The sequence below is a fragment of the Natronococcus sp. A-GB7 genome (assembly GCF_029688865.1).
In the GTDB taxonomy this organism is placed as follows: Archaea; Halobacteriota; Halobacteria; order Halobacteriales; family Natrialbaceae; genus Natronococcus.
Map to the genome: position 1 here is coordinate 1 of NZ_JARUKV010000007.1, position 13,606 is coordinate 13,606.

Below are 13,606 nucleotides of genomic sequence, written 5' to 3' on the forward strand. Positions count from 1 at the left end.
TTCCGCGATTCGGTCGTCCCTTTCAGCGAGCTTCTTCGACAGACCTTGGATCGCAGCGAGCGCAACCCCTTCGGCATCGACTGTCGAGATCGATTCGTCGTCGTCGCCAAGATCGAACGTTTCGGCGAACTCCTCGGCCATCGGTCCCATGTGCTTTCCGGTGCCGTTGTGCTTGAAGTTCCACGTGGTGATCTCCAAGCCCTCGACGCCGTCGAGTACCGTTTCGGGATCGACCGATTCGACGTTCGTCTTCGCCGATGTAGCGCTCGTCGAGTTGAACGCCGGCGCGAAGACCGGCATCTGTGATCTGATCTCGTTCTCACCGTCCGACGTTTGGTAGGTATTACTGGAGTCGGCAAACACCACCGCCCCTTCGTGGGTCGCGTACGCTCTCCGGCCAGCTGCGAACGAATTATTAGCGTGTGCGACGTTCTCCGAGCCTCCGGGTACCGTTCCCAAACTACCGTTTGCATGGTTCCTTCGTCCGCCTCCGACCGTCGAGTGCGAGCCGCTTGCCGTGTTCCCGGCTCCACTAATTCCACCTCCTCCCCCGATTGTCGCTCGGAAGCCGCTGGCTTTGTTTCCGACGCCACCGCCGACCGTCGCGTCGGTATTGCTGGCTTCGTTGCCCGCTCCGCCGCTGATCGTCGCCGCCTGACCGTCGGCTACGTTGCCCCATCCGCCGGCGACCGTGTCGTACCTGCCACGGGCCTCGTTGTCCAGACCTCCACCGACCGTCGCGTGGTCGCCGCTGGCAAGAAGACCGATTTCGAGCTCATCGGCCATCTCCACATCGGACGCCAGTTCGGATAGCGTGATATCCAGCGTCTCCGTCGTGTCGTCACCGACGGTGACGGATTGCTCATCGGTTTCGAACCCGATTTGTTCGCATCGCACATCGTACGTACCAGGTCCAACCGAGACGGAGTACGTACCGCTTTCCTCTGTCGTGATTACCGCTTCGAGTTCCTCCGTTTCGGTATCAGTAACCGTTATCACTGCCGCTTCGATGTCGTCGTTTTCCTCGGTCGAGACGGTCCCCTCGATAATTCCTTCTTTCGATCGCATTTCTTCACTCATGATTTCTTTCCGCTTCTCGAGAAACGATATAGGCGGTAAGATAGCTATCTACTGCAATCCGAGCAAGTGTTGCTCGGATTGCAGCGGCCGAGAACCGGTCACCTGCTACACCCGAGCCAGTCGAGTGTGTTCGGTCGAGACAGGATGGCAGGGTGGGAAAAACGGACGCGACACCAGTTTCAGACTGGAAGATCGCGACAAGCTTCTGTTTTCGTTCTGCTAGCTAGAGTCGCTTGCTGACGTAGGGGCCGTCCTGCGTGTACCCCAGCTTGTTCCGGTAGTACTCCCGGGCGCCGATCCCCGAGATGACGCTCAACTTGTCGTAGCCGGCGTCGGCCGCGAGCTCCTCCGCGCGGTTCATCAGTCGGCGGCCGTACCCCTTGTGCTGGTGCTGGTCGGTTTCACCCTCGTCGCCCATGGCAACCTCGCTGCCGTAGACGTGGAGTTCGCGGACGATAGCGGCGTTCTCGAGCTCGGGTCGGATCCGATCGCCCGTCGCGGCCGAGGGGGAGCCGCCCGCGGTGCCGCCGTCGTTGGGAAACCGGAGGCGACAGAAGCCGACGAGGAGGTCCTTCTCGAAGTCCTCGAACGAGATGAACTTCTCCGTGCCGCCGCAGGCGTCGTAGCTCATCACGTCGAGTTCGACGTTCTCGGGCGTCTCGTCGTTCATCCCGGCCTCCCGACAGCGGATGCAGTCACAGGACCAGCCGTGTTCGTCCATCCGCTTCCGGGCGAGCTGTCTGAGGTTCGACTTCCAGACGCCGGCGTCGATGTAGTCGGCCGGAATGTCCCGCTGGACTCGCTGGAGGCGCGTGTAGCGGGGTATCATGTCCTTGATCTCCGCGACCAGGTCGGCGGCCTCCTCGTTGTCGAGCGGGTCGAACTCCCCTTTGTGCCACCAGTCGTAGGTCGCGGTGCCCCGGACGATCAGCGTCGGGTAGATCTTGAGGTAGTCGGGTTTCCACTGCTCCTGCTCGAACAGCCGACGGAAGTCCTCGAGACACATCTCCTTGGACATCCCCGGCTGGCCCGGCATCATGTGGAAGCCGACCTTGAAGCCCGCGTTGCGGAGCCGGCGGTTGGCGTCGATCGACGCCTGAGCGCCGTGGCCGCGGTGCATCTCCCGATTGATTCGCTCGTAGGTCGTCTGGACGCCGACCTCGACTTTCGTTCCGCCCAGGTCGAGCATGCGGTCGATCTGCTCGGGGTCACACCAGTCGGGTTTGGTCTCGAAGGTCGTTCCGATATTGCGGATCTCGTTCGTCTCGTTTTCGGCGATGACGTCCTCGAGGTACTTCCACTCGTACTCCTCGGGATCCTCCGCGAAGCTGACGCCCTCGGCAGGTTCGGGCTCCTTGTCGACGTCGTAGTCGTTCATCGCCTCGAGGGCGCGCTTGACGAACCACTCCTGGTAGTCGTGGCTACGGGCAGTCATCGTCCCGCCCATCAGGATCAGCTCGACCTTGTCGACGGGGTGACCGATCTCCCGGAGCTGCTCGAGGCGCAGAGTGACCTGGCCGTACGGGTCGTAGTCGTTCTGGACGCCCCGCGCCGCGGCGGGTTCCTCGCCCGTGTAGCTCTGGGAGGACGAGAACTCCGAGTCGGGGCCGCCGGGGCAGTAGAGACACTTCCCGTGGGGACACCGTTCGGGCGAGGTCATGATCGCGACCGGGGAGACGCCCGAGGCGGTCCGGACGGGTTTGCGCCGAAGCACCGACTCGAGTTCCTCGCGGTGCTCCTGGGGCGCGTGATCCAGCAGCTCGGAGTTTTTCGGCACCTTCGGCGCCGAGTGCTCCGAACACGCCTCGAGCTTGGCCTTCTCGACCTCGTCGCGGTCGATCTCGCCGTCGAGGATCCGCTCGACGAGCGTCTCGCAGACCTTCTCGAACGCGTCGGTTTCGGTCGGTTCGGGCGTCTCGGTACTCACTACACGGAGTTGGTTCCGGAGCGTGAATAAGCGTGTCGGACTCGCTACCCTTCCGTTCGGGAGCAGCACGGCTTTGACCGCTCGCGCGCAACGGTACCCTGAATGCGCGAGATCGAGCTCTCGTACACCGTCGAACCGCCGGCCGAGCAACTCCGTGAGCGACTGACGCCGCGTTCGATCCTCGAGTACGCGGACGTCTACGAGATACGGTCCTGCGAGCCGACCGACGATGGGGCCGAAGCGACGGTCGCGATCGACGGAACCGAGATGACGGTACGGTTCTCGCCGCTCGAGAACGGGTACGAGTACCGCTTCGTCGACGGTGGGATGTTCGAGGAGCGGTACTCGAGAGTCACCGTCGAGGACGGCGAGGAGGCCCGCGTCACGGCGACGGCCAGATACACGTTCGACTCGATCTGGTCGTTCGTGCTCGATCGACTGGGCGCGAAGACGGTGCGCCGAGAGCTCGAGCTGACGATCACGAACTTGCTCGAGGACGTCGCGGCTGACGAATCGGAGCCAGTAGCCGACGAGCCAGAACGGGCGGACGGCGGGGACTGAAGCCGCGTCGCCGTTCCGGTCACAGCCCGCGTCTCGGGGTTTAGCGCTCGTACTCGAGGTCGCGGTCCCGGGTCGACTCGCGTTCGTTTCGTCGTTCGCGTCGCCAGCGGTCGGCGTCCTCGAGGCTCTCGGTCTCGAGCAGCCGATCGAGCTTGCGCTCGAACTGCTCGTCGGTCAGCTCGCCCGCGGCGTAGCGATCCCGAAGCCGTTCGAGGGCGTCGGTGGCCGACGGCTCCTCCGCTTCCGCCTCCTCGAGGGTCTCGGGGTCGATCTCGTCTTCGGTCCACCACTCCCGGACGTCGTCCTCGTCGCCGAACAGCAGTGCGACCATCGGCACGACGACGACGTACCCGAAGAGCAGCGCCGCGAGCCACCATCCCTGGCCGGTGAACATCGCGGCGAGCCAGATCCCGGTCACGAGCGTCGCCGTCACCTCCGTAGCGTTCTCGCGGAGCCGCATCCTCGGATCGGCGCCCATACCCTACGTGTGATAGCAACTGCCAAATGCGTTTCTGACCGGCGCTGCCGCTGATCGGGTCGTGGACGACGGAGAAGGGTGCGATTACGCGAGCGTCTCGCCGAGCGCCTCGAGTGCGGCCTCGTGAACGGCGTCGCGCTCGCCGGGCAGGAACTCGACGTGGCCGTCTTGCCCGCCGACGACGTGGACGCCGCCGTTCGGAACGCGCTCGGCGATCGCGTTACCGAGCGCGCGGACGTCGATCGCTTCGGTCGTCCGGACGTGCAGTTCGTCCTCGCCGATACCGAGCGTGGCGGCCGACTCCTCGCGCTCGCGGCGGTGGAGCGCGTCCAGCAGCAGGATCGTCGTCGGGAAATCGTACCGGTGAGTGAACGCGTCGGTGTCGAGCACGGTGACGGTCAGCCCGTCGACCTCCTGCACTGAACGGTTCTCGCGGGCGGTCTCGAGTTCGGTCTCGAGCTTGTCGCGGAACTGCTCGGAGACGTGGGCCGCGAGGTCGGCGTTCCCGTCGAACAGCAGGTCGGCAACGAGTTCGCGCTTGTCCTTGTAGCTCTGGTAGAACGCCTCGAGGGCGACGGCCTCGCGTCGCTCGGAGATGTCCGTCTCGTCGTAGCCGGCCTCGGTCGCGAGCTCGAGGTACGCCTCGGGGGCGTTCTCCCAGTAGCTGACCGCCGGCAGGTGCTCGAGGTCGTCGCGGACGTCGTCGTTGACGTGGGCGGCAACGTTCGCGGCGAGAGCGGTCGAGGTCAGGTCGGTGACGTCAACACCGGAGAGCGACGGGGCGACGGCCGCCGAGACGGCGTCGACGATCTCCTCGTCGGCGCGGCTGTCGTCGATCACCAGCGCCTCGGCGCCGTACAGCGAGAGCAGCTCGTAGCCGTCGGCGGACTCGACGGTCGAACCGGTACCGACGAGCACGACCAGCGGCAGCTGCTCGTCGTGGCGGTCACGGGCCTCGAGCATCGAGGTGACGTCGTCGGTCGCAGCGTCCATGTCGTACACCCGGCCCTCGAGCGGGCGGCGCTCGAAGTAGTGGTACTCGGCGTCCTCGCGGGTGTGTTTCTCGCGGATCAGTGGGAGCGCGGCGCGCTCGATGGCGGCGCCGGCGACGTAGCCGTCGGCGGTCGCGGCGTGGCGAACGACGACGGGTCGAGCCTCCATGATCGCACGTCGGATCGCCGTCGCGGCGTCGCCGATCTCGTCCTCGACGGCCGCGACCGCGTCGTGGTCGGCGAGCGGGGCGACGTCGGCCGGTCGGGCCTCGCGCTCGATCGCGCTCTCGAGGCGGTCGACGACGGTCTCGCGGGCCTCGTCCTCGAGGATCTCGAGGGTCTCGGTCTCGACCTGCAGGTCGCCGTGGTGGCGCTCGATCTCGCCCTCAAGGGCGACGACGTCCTCGACGTCGACGTCGGGGTAGGCCCGAACGCCGGCCTCCTCGAAGGCCGCGCACTCGACGGTCGCAGTCTCGTCGCGCAGTTCGAAGACCGTCGGGCCGGAGGTCTGGCGGACGCCAGTGATCTCGCCCTCGAGGCGGACGACGCTGCCGACCTGGTTCTCGATGGCGTCGATCGTCGTTCGCTTCAGCGCCGGCTCGGCCTCCGGCTCGGCGTCGGCGGCGTCGTCGGTCGCGGACGTCGAGACCGTCGTCGTCTCGGCGGCGACGGAGCCGCTCTCGGCGGCAACCGTCTCGGTCCCGCCGGTCGACGGACTCGAGTCGTCGCTCGGCCCGGCGTCGTCTGCGCTCGCGCTCGGTCCGGCGTCGGCGTTGGTGTCGCTTGCGCTCGGTCCGGCGTCGGTCTCGTCGGTCTCGTCGACCTCGTCGTCGGCTTCGTCGGCTTCCTCGGGGAGGAACTCGTCGTCGGCCGTCTCGACCAGGTGGCCGCGGAACTCGCGTTCGCGCTGGCGAATCGACCAGCCCAGATCGACGTTGCCGTTGTCCCGGACGTCGAGCACCTGGACGAACACCTCGTCGCCGGGCTCCCAGTCGAGACTCTCGAGTCGCTTGTCCAGTTCGCTTCTGTGCAACAGACCGGTTACGTGGTCGCCGATATCGATGAATACACCGAAATCGGCGTAGCCGTCGACGGTTCCCCGGTAGTAGCGACCGGGGGTGAGCTGCGAGGGGGTGGTTCCGCGGAACTCGAAGACCGCGTCCTCCTCGTGGCTCTCGCAGATCTCGCCGTCGACAGACGTGCCGCAGATGATACAGTTACCCATCTACACGGACCAAGCAGTTTCGCCCTAAAACGGTTGTCGGAATGCGTTCGCGGCAGTACCGATCGATCCGCGCGCGAAACGATCGCCGGAATCGGCCGTCGTTCACTCGAAGACCGGGGAATCGTCCTCGAGGGCCTCGACGTCTTTGACGATCTTGCGGACGTCTTCGGGGAACAGCGACACCTGCACCTCGTTGCCGTCCTCGTCCTCGAAGACGAGTTTGACCCGTTTGTCGCCGAACTCGCGGGCCTCGGCCGCCTCGACGTCGAACAGCTTGACCGTCGCGGACTTGTTCGTCGGACCGACGTTCTTGATCGATCCCTCGTTCAGTTCGATCATGAACTCCTCGAGTGAAAGCGAGAGCATACCCCACCGTAGGGGAGCCGTACAAAAAACGCCACGGCATCGCCCCGCGGGTTGCCGGCTCGTCGTTCCGGTCGCTGCCTGCGGTCGCGGGCGGTCCGTGGCAGTTCCTGCGGCCAGTTTTAAGGCGGTCTCCGACCAACCGTTGGCCTGCTATGGAACTCACCTGGCACGGCCACTCGACGTGGTACGTCACCGTCGGCGACACCGACCTGCTGATCGACCCGTTCTTCGACAATCCGAAGACGGAGCTCGAGCCGTCGGACGTCGACGAACCGGACTACGTACTGCTCACCCACGGCCACGCCGACCACATCGCCGACGCGGGCGAGTTCAGCGACGCGACGCTGGTCGCGACCCCCGAACTCGTCTCCTACTGCGAAGAGGAGTTCGGCTTCGAGGACGCCGTCGGCGGGATGGGGATGAACCTCGGCGGGACCGTCGAGTGTGACGACGCGTTCGTCACGATGGTTCGAGCCGACCACACCAACGGGATCATGACCGAGTACGACGTCGACGCGGGGATGCCCGCCGGCTTCGTGATCTCCGATACGAAGCCGACCCAGGTCGCCGACGAGGAGTCGACGGCGTTCTACCACGCCGGCGACACCTCGCTGATGACCGAGATGCGCGAGGTCGTCGGTCCCTACCTCGAGCCCGACGCCGCGGCGGTGCCGATGGGCGACCACTTCACGATGGGACCCTGGCAGGCCGCCGTCGCCGTCGACTGGCTCGACGTCGACCACGCGTTCCCCCAGCACTACGACACGTTCCCGCCGATCGAGCAGGACCCCGAACAGTTCGAAAGTGAGGTCGCGGGGACGGGCAGCGACGCCGAGGTTCACGTCCTCGAGGCCGACGAGCCGTTCGAGCTCGAGAGCTGAAGCGGTCGGACGTATCCGTCTTTCGTTTCGACGAACTCGAACCGGACGGTGTTGCCCCCGAGAACAACGTTTACGGCGACGGCAGTGGTTGTCCCGACTGCGATGTCGAAACAAGTCACTACCGTCTCCGAGGAGGGGTTCAGCGCGACGAACGAGATCGGCGAGTTCGAGACGACGATCGACGCCGAGGGCGAGGAAGCGCCGGATACCCTCGAGAGCCTGCTGGCGGCGTACGCCTCCTGTTACGTGCCAGCGCTGCGCGTCGGGGGCCAACAGCGCGACGCCGGCGACCTCGGTCGGATCGAGATCGAGTCGACGGGCGAGCTCAACGACGACGACAAGCTCGAGTCCGTTCACTTCGACATCCGCGTCGAGGGCGACGTCGACGACGAAACCGGGCAGAAGGTGATCGACCGCGCCTTCGAGCTCTGTAAGGTCCACGACGCGCTGAAATCGGAGCTCCACGCCGACACCGACTTCCAGGGCGACGCCTTCTAGAACCGAGAACTACTTTTTCGCCGACCGCTGTGAAGGTAGACAGTGACGAGCCGATTCGACTCCCGCTCGCGGGGAACGTTGGTCGTAGTCGCCGTCGTCGCCGTTCTCGTACTGGGCGGCTGTATCGGCGACGACGGACTCGACCGTGGCGGCGAGGAGTCCGAGCCCGACGCGCCGGCCGGAGAGCTCGAGATCCACCACGTCGACGTCGGCCAGGCCGACGCGACCCTCCTCGTGACGCCGTCGGGAGAGACGATCCTGATCGACACCGGTGACTGGCGCGACGACGGCCGGGACGTCATCGACTACCTCGAGGAGCGAGGCGTCGACCGGATCGACCACCTCGTGGCGACCCACGCCCACGCCGATCACATCGGGGGCCACGCCGCGGTCATCGAACATCTCGAGGAGGACGGTGACGGCGTCGGCGCGGCCTACGATTCGGGAGTCGTCCACACGAGCGCGACCTACGACCGCTACCTCGAGGCGGTCGAAGCGTACGATGTCACGCTGTTTCAGGTCGCCGAGGGCGACGAGCTTCCCCTCGAGGACGACGCGACCGACGCAACGGTGTTGAACCCGCCTGGGGACGAGTCGGGCGACGACCTCCACTACAACAGCGTTGCCCTCACCGTGACGTTCGGCGAGTTCACCTACCTGACGACCGGCGACGCCGAGCGCGACGCCGAACAGCGTCTCCTCGAGGATCGCCCCGAGGAACTCGCGGCCGACGTCTACCAGGCGGGCCACCACGGCTCCTCGACCTCGTCGACCGAGCCGTTCCTCGACGCCGTCGAGCCGCAGGTGGCGGTGATCTCGAGCGCCGAGGACTCCCAGTACGGCCATCCCCACGACGAGGTCCTCGAATCGTTCGCCGATCGCGGCGTCGAAACCTACTGGACGGGCGTTCACGGCCACGTCGTCGTGACGACGGACGGGGAGGAAACGAGAGTCGAGACCGAGCGCGAGGCTCCGACGAACCCGGCGGATCTTCGGGATCACGAGCCGGAAGGGGGAACGATCGCACCCTCGCTCGACGGTCCGGCCGCGATCGGTTCGTCGGCCGCTGCCGCCTCGAGCGACTGATCGTCGGGGGACGGACGGCTCTCGACCGGCGTCGGAACTCGCCGTTCGGGTCGAGCCGAAAGGGAAGGAAGCCGCAAAACGGAAGCGGGGTCTGACCCCCCTGATCAAGGTGACTGTCTTGGGTGAACGGAAGCGGGGTCGAACCCTCCACGTCGAAGGTGGGGTCTTCGGGGAACGGAAGCGGGGTAGACTTCCTAACTCGAAGACGGGGCCTTCGGAGCACGGCAGCGGGCTACGGATGCATTCTGGTACGTCCGTCCACTGCCTACTTCTCTGTAGTGGGGATACCGCATTAGAGCTACCGCCAACACACATTGGTATTTATACGATGGGCCGGTCGAACACACTCCGAGCGACGGTAGATTCAAGCCCCGTTCGCGAGAGGTAGCCGCCATGCTTCGCTCGTTCGAAGGGACGGAACCCCAGGTCGCCGACTCGGCGTACGTCGACGAGAGCGCGGTCGTGATCGGCGACGTCGTCGTCGAGGCCGACGCCAGCGTCTGGCCGAACACGACCCTCCGTGGCGATCACGGCCGGATCGTCGTCGGCGAGGGCGCAAACGTTCAGGACAACGCCGTCCTCCACGAGGACGCCGAGCTCGAGCCCTACGCCACGGTGGGCCACAGCGCGATCGTCCACGACGCGACCGTCCGCGAGCGCGCGCTGGTCGGGATGAACGCCGTGGTCCTCGACGGCGCCCGGATCGGCGAGGGTGCGGTCGTCGCGGCCGGCAGCGTCGTCACGGAGGGAACCGAGGTCGAACCCGAGACGCTCGTCGCCGGCGCGCCCGCGGAACCGAAGGCCGAGGTCGACGACCCGCGCCTCGAGGAGACGGCGGACCGATACGTCGAGCTCTCGAGCCGCCACGCCGAGCGCTCGGAACGACTCGATTGAACCCAGGATCGCCCACCGTCGACGCTGCGGCGAGGGAAACGCTGATACGCACACCCGCGCAATCGACGGCCATGAGCGACACCTCGTGGACGGACCGGATCGTCGGCGAACGGATGACCGTCGATCAGGAGTTCTCCGCGCGCGTCCAGGACTCGCGGTTCTCGAGCCAGCAGTGGAGCCTGATCATGACCGCGACGGAGTTCGAGATCGAGGACGCCGACGACCCCGGTCGGGCCCGGATCGTCGCCAACACCGAGAAGGTCGACCAGATCATCCCCGAACTCGAGAACGTCGAACGACAGATGGGCGCGATGGGCGGCCAGGGTGGCGGTGGTGGCGCCTCGAACTCGTCGGGCGGGGTCGTCGACTCCATCCTCGGCGCGCTCGGACTGGGCGGGGACGGTAGCGACGACCGGGAGGAACAGCTCCGGGCGGCCGAGCAGCTCACCCAGGAGTACGCCGAGCAGCTCCAGAACCAGCTCGAGTCGAAGGGGCGATGGGAGTCGGTCCGCCAGGCCGCCGCCGGCGACTGAGACTGCCGGCGATCCGTCCCGTTCTCTCAGCCCGCGTGAAAGAGGGTGAACTCGCTGGCTTCGTAGATGTTGATCAGCTCCACGACGAGTTCGTCGTAGGACTCGTCCTCGATCCGCAGCCCGTCCAGCCGTTCGACGGTCTCCTCCTCGAGTTCGATAGTGGGCATACCAGTCCGTTCGTCGCCGAGGAGCAAAAGCCTCGCGGAGAGCTATCACACCACATTACTCGGGCACCGCCGAGCCACAGGGTCTTTAGGTAGCCCACCCCTCCGTCTGGGTATGACCGACGACGTCGACACGACCACGATCACGATTTCGACCGACGGCGACGAGACCGACGAGGTCACGCTCCCGTCCGGACTCATCGACCTCCTCGCCGAGGGCGATCAGGACGCCGCCGAAACCGTCGGCGACATCACCCTCCTCTCGTTCGCCAGCCGCGCCCACCATATCGTCCACCACGGCGAGGGGTCGGACCCGGAGCTCGAGGCCCAGGAGGAACGCATCATGGACCAGTTCGAGGAGCGGTTCGGGCAGACCTTCGCCGAGGCGACCGGCCACCAGCACTGACCGACGATTCCTCCTTCCGGTGTGACCGTCTCGGCAGCTACGGCTGGCGTGGTTCGTGAACCGAAGTTTTGATCACGGTTTACGGCGGTGGTGACGTATGGCAACCGAACAGAACGACGTCGAGCTCGTCGACGGCGACGTCGTCCACGCGTTCGCTCGAGCGGCGCTGCTCGCGACGCTTCTCGGCGCGGTGGCACCGATCGCAATACCGATCCCGTTCTCTCCGGCGCCGATCACGCTGCAGGTGCTGTTCGTCTTTCTCGCCGGGCTGTTGCTCGGTCCGCTCTGGGGGACCGTCTCGATACTACTGTACCTCGCCGCCGGCGCGATCGGACTCCCGGTGTTCGCGGGGATGGCTGGCGGGCTCGGCGTGCTCGTCGGGGATTCGGCCGGCTACCTCTGGTCGTACCCCCTGGCCGCCTGCCTGATCGGTCTGTTCGTCCACCGCGGGACCGACCTGCGTGATCCCGCCGAGATTTCGACGGCGCTGGTCGTCGTCGCGCTCGTCACCGCGACCGTCCTCATCTACGGAATGGGCGTGGGCTACATGGCCTGGCTGCTCGAGCTCGAGCTCTGGGAGGCGATCACCGTCGGTGCCTTATGGTTCGTTCCGGGTGAGCTGCTGAAGATCGCTGCCGCCGTCGCGATCGTCGAGAGCGGTCGGATCGACACCGTCTGATGCTCGAGTTCCGCTCCGTGTCGTTCGGTTTCGACGACGTAGGGGTGCTCGATAGCGTCTCCCTCTCGATCCCCGACGGCGAGTTCGTCGTCTTCGCGGGAGCGAACGGCAGCGGGAAGACGACCTTGCTGCGCCACTGCAACGGCCTGCTGGATCCCGACGAGGGGACGGTGCTGGTCGACGGCACCCCCGTCGAGGACGACGTCATCGGCGCCCGAACGAGCGTCGGCATGGTGTTCCAGCACCCGCGCGACCAGTTCGTCGCCGCGACCGTCGGCGACGACGTCGCCTTCGGCCCCGCGAACCTGGGCCTCGAGCGCACCGAAATCGACCGCCGCGTCGCGGAGGCCCTCGAGGCCGTGAACCTGCGGGGACGCGAGGACGAACGGATCGAACGGCTCTCGGGCGGCGAGCAGTCCCGCGTCGCTATCGCGGGCGCGCTCGCGATGGAGCCGACCCACCTGGTGCTCGACGAACCCTTCACCGGGCTCGACGAGCCCGCGCGCCGCTCGGTGATGGATCGACTCGAGGCGCTGGCCGCCGACGGCACCGGGATCCTGCTCGCGACCCACGACCTGCGGGACGTGCTCGCGCTGGCCGACCGCGTGATCGCGATGGCCGACGGACGGGTCGTCGTCGACGACTCCCCCGAGCGGGCCCTCGAGGGACTGGACGGACTGCCCGTTCGCGTCCCTCGAGCGCGGGCGGATCTCGAGGAGCAATGCTGACCTACGAGCCCGGCGAGACGGTCGTCCACGACCTCGATCCCCGGAGCAAGCTCGCGGTCCAGATCGGGTTCGCGGCGACCGCGCTGGCTCACACCGCGCCGCGGGCCCTGCTCGGGCTCTCGGTCGTTACCGCGGTCGTGCTGGCGCTCGCGCGGGTACCCCTACTGCGGACGCTGTACGCCTACCGGTTCGCGCTGGTGATCCTCGCGGTCGGTCCCCTCGTCGCTGCCGCGACCCTCGGCCCGCCGTGGATCGACCTCGAGGCCGGCCTCGCCACGGCGCTCGCGAGCTACCGGGTGCTGCTCATCCTGCTCGTCAGCGCCGCCTACGTCCGGACGACGCCGGTTCGAGAGTCCCGGGCGGCGATCCAGCGGACGATCCCGGGCAAGCCCGGACAGCTCCTCGGGATCGGCGTCGCGCTGGTCTTCCGGTTCCTGCCCGTCGTGCAGTCGGACCTGCGGACGATTCGGGACGCGTCGGCCGCGCGGCTCGGCACCGAACGGAGCGCCCGCGAGCGCGCGACGACGATCGGCCTCCTCGGGCTCTCGCGAACGTTCGACCGCGCCGATCGACTCTCGCTCGCGCTGCGAGCGCGGTGTTTCTCCTGGAATCCCACGCTGCCCGCGCTCGCGTTCTCCCGGCGGGACGCTCCCGTGTTGGGGATCGCGGTCGCGTTGCTCCTGACGGCGTTCCTGTAACCCTCTGGTCGGGTCGAAACGCCGGCTGTCCGGTTTCCAGGCCGCAACACTCCGGGAACGGAGAGAGGGTGGGCGAGCCGGAATTATTAACCTCCAGCCGATCGAGTCGGCTAGTGAATGGCGCTTCGCCCCGGCGACATGGTCCGCGTACGTCCGGATCGATTACCCGACTCGATCGAGCGGGAACTCCCACAGGCGGAAGCAGCCGTCGGACGGGTCCTCGAGACGAGCGACGTCTCGCTGGTCGACCTCGAGTGGTACGTCGACTACGCGAGCGGCGCGGTGATGGACGGCGTCCTCCCGAAGCGCCGCAGCGACCTGCTCTGTCTCCCGACCGACGCCCTCGAGAAAATCAGCCACGACGAGTACATGGAACGACGGACACCCTGATCCGATCTAGACCCGAGGTT

General features: G+C 66.7%; 17 protein-coding genes. 11 read left to right on the forward strand and 6 right to left on the reverse strand.

The features are described from left to right. On the reverse strand, window positions 1–1,080 hold a 1,080-nt coding region (locus QA609_RS07710; RefSeq protein ID WP_278302019.1), incomplete at its 3' end, for a carboxypeptidase regulatory-like domain-containing protein. A gap of 223 nt (window positions 1,081–1,303) precedes the next feature. Beyond that, window positions 1,304–3,007, reverse strand: a complete 1,704-nt coding sequence (locus QA609_RS07715; RefSeq protein WP_278302020.1) for a tRNA uridine(34) 5-carboxymethylaminomethyl modification radical SAM/GNAT enzyme Elp3 — start codon at window positions 3,005–3,007, stop codon at window positions 1,304–1,306. Window positions 3,008–3,109: 102 nt separating this feature from the next. On the opposite strand from QA609_RS07715, the gene QA609_RS07720 reads away from it, so the two are divergent. Continuing rightward, window positions 3,110–3,568, forward strand: coding sequence for a hypothetical protein (locus tag QA609_RS07720; protein WP_278302021.1), 459 nt, complete (start codon window positions 3,110–3,112; stop codon window positions 3,566–3,568). 40 nt (window positions 3,569–3,608) lie between these two features. Here the strand turns inward: QA609_RS07720 and QA609_RS07725 are convergent, their stop codons facing one another. The 3 genes from QA609_RS07725 to QA609_RS07735 form a co-directional block, all read right to left on the reverse strand. Next, window positions 3,609–4,046 (reverse strand): SHOCT domain-containing protein, encoded by a 438-nt coding sequence (locus QA609_RS07725; protein WP_278302022.1) that lies wholly within the window; start codon window positions 4,044–4,046, stop codon window positions 3,609–3,611. A gap of 84 nt (window positions 4,047–4,130) precedes the next feature. Next, window positions 4,131–6,263, reverse strand: coding sequence for an OB-fold nucleic acid binding domain-containing protein (locus QA609_RS07730; RefSeq protein ID WP_278302023.1), 2,133 nt, complete (start codon window positions 6,261–6,263; stop codon window positions 4,131–4,133). A gap of 102 nt (window positions 6,264–6,365) precedes the next feature. After that, on the reverse strand, window positions 6,366–6,629 hold the full coding sequence (locus QA609_RS07735; protein WP_278302024.1) for a hypothetical protein: 264 nt from the start codon (window positions 6,627–6,629) through the stop codon (window positions 6,366–6,368). Window positions 6,630–6,781: 152 nt separating this feature from the next. Between QA609_RS07735 and QA609_RS07740 the strand changes: the two genes are divergently transcribed. From QA609_RS07740 to QA609_RS07760, 5 genes are all read left to right on the forward strand, one after another. Continuing rightward, the gene (locus QA609_RS07740; protein WP_278302025.1) at window positions 6,782–7,510 is read left to right on the forward strand and encodes a metal-dependent hydrolase; all 729 of its coding nucleotides are present in this window, start codon (window positions 6,782–6,784) and stop codon (window positions 7,508–7,510) included. A gap of 102 nt (window positions 7,511–7,612) precedes the next feature. Continuing rightward, the gene (locus QA609_RS07745; RefSeq protein WP_278302026.1) at window positions 7,613–8,008 is read left to right on the forward strand and encodes an OsmC family protein; all 396 of its coding nucleotides are present in this window, start codon (window positions 7,613–7,615) and stop codon (window positions 8,006–8,008) included. A 42-nt stretch (window positions 8,009–8,050) separates the two neighbouring features. Next, complete coding sequence (locus QA609_RS07750) at window positions 8,051–9,094, forward strand: ComEC/Rec2 family competence protein (RefSeq protein ID WP_278302027.1); 1,044 nt, start codon at window positions 8,051–8,053, stop codon at window positions 9,092–9,094. 393 nt (window positions 9,095–9,487) lie between these two features. After that, the gene (locus tag QA609_RS07755) at window positions 9,488–9,988 is read left to right on the forward strand and encodes a gamma carbonic anhydrase family protein (RefSeq protein WP_278302028.1); all 501 of its coding nucleotides are present in this window, start codon (window positions 9,488–9,490) and stop codon (window positions 9,986–9,988) included. 71 nt (window positions 9,989–10,059) lie between these two features. Beyond that, window positions 10,060–10,521 carry a DUF5799 family protein gene (locus QA609_RS07760; protein WP_278302029.1) on the forward strand — a complete coding sequence of 154 codons (462 nt, stop codon included), beginning with the start codon at window positions 10,060–10,062 and terminating at the stop codon, window positions 10,519–10,521. A 26-nt stretch (window positions 10,522–10,547) separates the two neighbouring features. Here the strand turns inward: QA609_RS07760 and QA609_RS07765 are convergent, their stop codons facing one another. Continuing rightward, window positions 10,548–10,688, reverse strand: a complete 141-nt coding sequence (locus QA609_RS07765; RefSeq protein WP_278291099.1) for a hypothetical protein — start codon at window positions 10,686–10,688, stop codon at window positions 10,548–10,550. A 112-nt stretch (window positions 10,689–10,800) separates the two neighbouring features. Between QA609_RS07765 and QA609_RS07770 the strand changes: the two genes are divergently transcribed. The 5 genes from QA609_RS07770 (at window position 10,801) to QA609_RS07790 (ending at window position 13,586) form a co-directional block, all read left to right on the forward strand. Then, entirely contained in the window at window positions 10,801–11,091 is a 291-nt protein-coding gene (locus QA609_RS07770; RefSeq protein ID WP_278302030.1) for a hypothetical protein, read from the forward strand. A gap of 97 nt (window positions 11,092–11,188) precedes the next feature. Beyond that, window positions 11,189–11,770, forward strand: a complete 582-nt coding sequence (locus tag QA609_RS07775) for a biotin transporter BioY (RefSeq protein ID WP_278302031.1) — start codon at window positions 11,189–11,191, stop codon at window positions 11,768–11,770. Further along, a complete protein-coding gene (locus QA609_RS07780) occupies window positions 11,770–12,498 on the forward strand; it encodes an ABC transporter ATP-binding protein (RefSeq protein ID WP_278302032.1) in 729 nt (242 codons plus the stop codon). The genes QA609_RS07775 and QA609_RS07780 overlap by 1 nt, the downstream gene beginning before the upstream one ends. Then, entirely contained in the window at window positions 12,492–13,196 is a 705-nt protein-coding gene (locus tag QA609_RS07785) for an energy-coupling factor transporter transmembrane component T (RefSeq protein ID WP_278302033.1), read from the forward strand. The genes QA609_RS07780 and QA609_RS07785 overlap by 7 nt, the downstream gene beginning before the upstream one ends. A gap of 117 nt (window positions 13,197–13,313) precedes the next feature. Continuing rightward, window positions 13,314–13,586, forward strand: coding sequence for a hypothetical protein (locus QA609_RS07790; protein WP_005556972.1), 273 nt, complete (start codon window positions 13,314–13,316; stop codon window positions 13,584–13,586). The last annotated feature ends 20 nt before the right edge of the window (window positions 13,587–13,606 follow it).

Coding starts and splice junctions, on each gene's coding strand:
- QA609_RS07720 (WP_278302021.1), top strand. CDS start 3,110: ATGCGCGAGATCGAGCTCTCGTACACCGTCGAACCGCCGGCCGAGCAA.
- QA609_RS07725 (WP_278302022.1), bottom strand. CDS start 4,046: ATGGGCGCCGATCCGAGGATGCGGCTCCGCGAGAACGCTACGGAGGTG.
- QA609_RS07730 (WP_278302023.1), bottom strand. CDS start 6,263: ATGGGTAACTGTATCATCTGCGGCACGTCTGTCGACGGCGAGATCTGC.
- QA609_RS07735 (WP_278302024.1), bottom strand. CDS start 6,629: ATGCTCTCGCTTTCACTCGAGGAGTTCATGATCGAACTGAACGAGGGA.
- QA609_RS07740 (WP_278302025.1), top strand. CDS start 6,782: ATGGAACTCACCTGGCACGGCCACTCGACGTGGTACGTCACCGTCGGC.
- QA609_RS07745 (WP_278302026.1), top strand. CDS start 7,613: ATGTCGAAACAAGTCACTACCGTCTCCGAGGAGGGGTTCAGCGCGACG.
- QA609_RS07755 (WP_278302028.1), top strand. CDS start 9,488: ATGCTTCGCTCGTTCGAAGGGACGGAACCCCAGGTCGCCGACTCGGCG.
- QA609_RS07760 (WP_278302029.1), top strand. CDS start 10,060: ATGAGCGACACCTCGTGGACGGACCGGATCGTCGGCGAACGGATGACC.
- QA609_RS07765 (WP_278291099.1), bottom strand. CDS start 10,688: ATGCCCACTATCGAACTCGAGGAGGAGACCGTCGAACGGCTGGACGGG.
- QA609_RS07770 (WP_278302030.1), top strand. CDS start 10,801: ATGACCGACGACGTCGACACGACCACGATCACGATTTCGACCGACGGC.
- QA609_RS07775 (WP_278302031.1), top strand. CDS start 11,189: ATGGCAACCGAACAGAACGACGTCGAGCTCGTCGACGGCGACGTCGTC.
- QA609_RS07780 (WP_278302032.1), top strand. CDS start 11,770: ATGCTCGAGTTCCGCTCCGTGTCGTTCGGTTTCGACGACGTAGGGGTG.
- QA609_RS07785 (WP_278302033.1), top strand. CDS start 12,492: ATGCTGACCTACGAGCCCGGCGAGACGGTCGTCCACGACCTCGATCCC.
- QA609_RS07790 (WP_005556972.1), top strand. CDS start 13,314: ATGGCGCTTCGCCCCGGCGACATGGTCCGCGTACGTCCGGATCGATTA.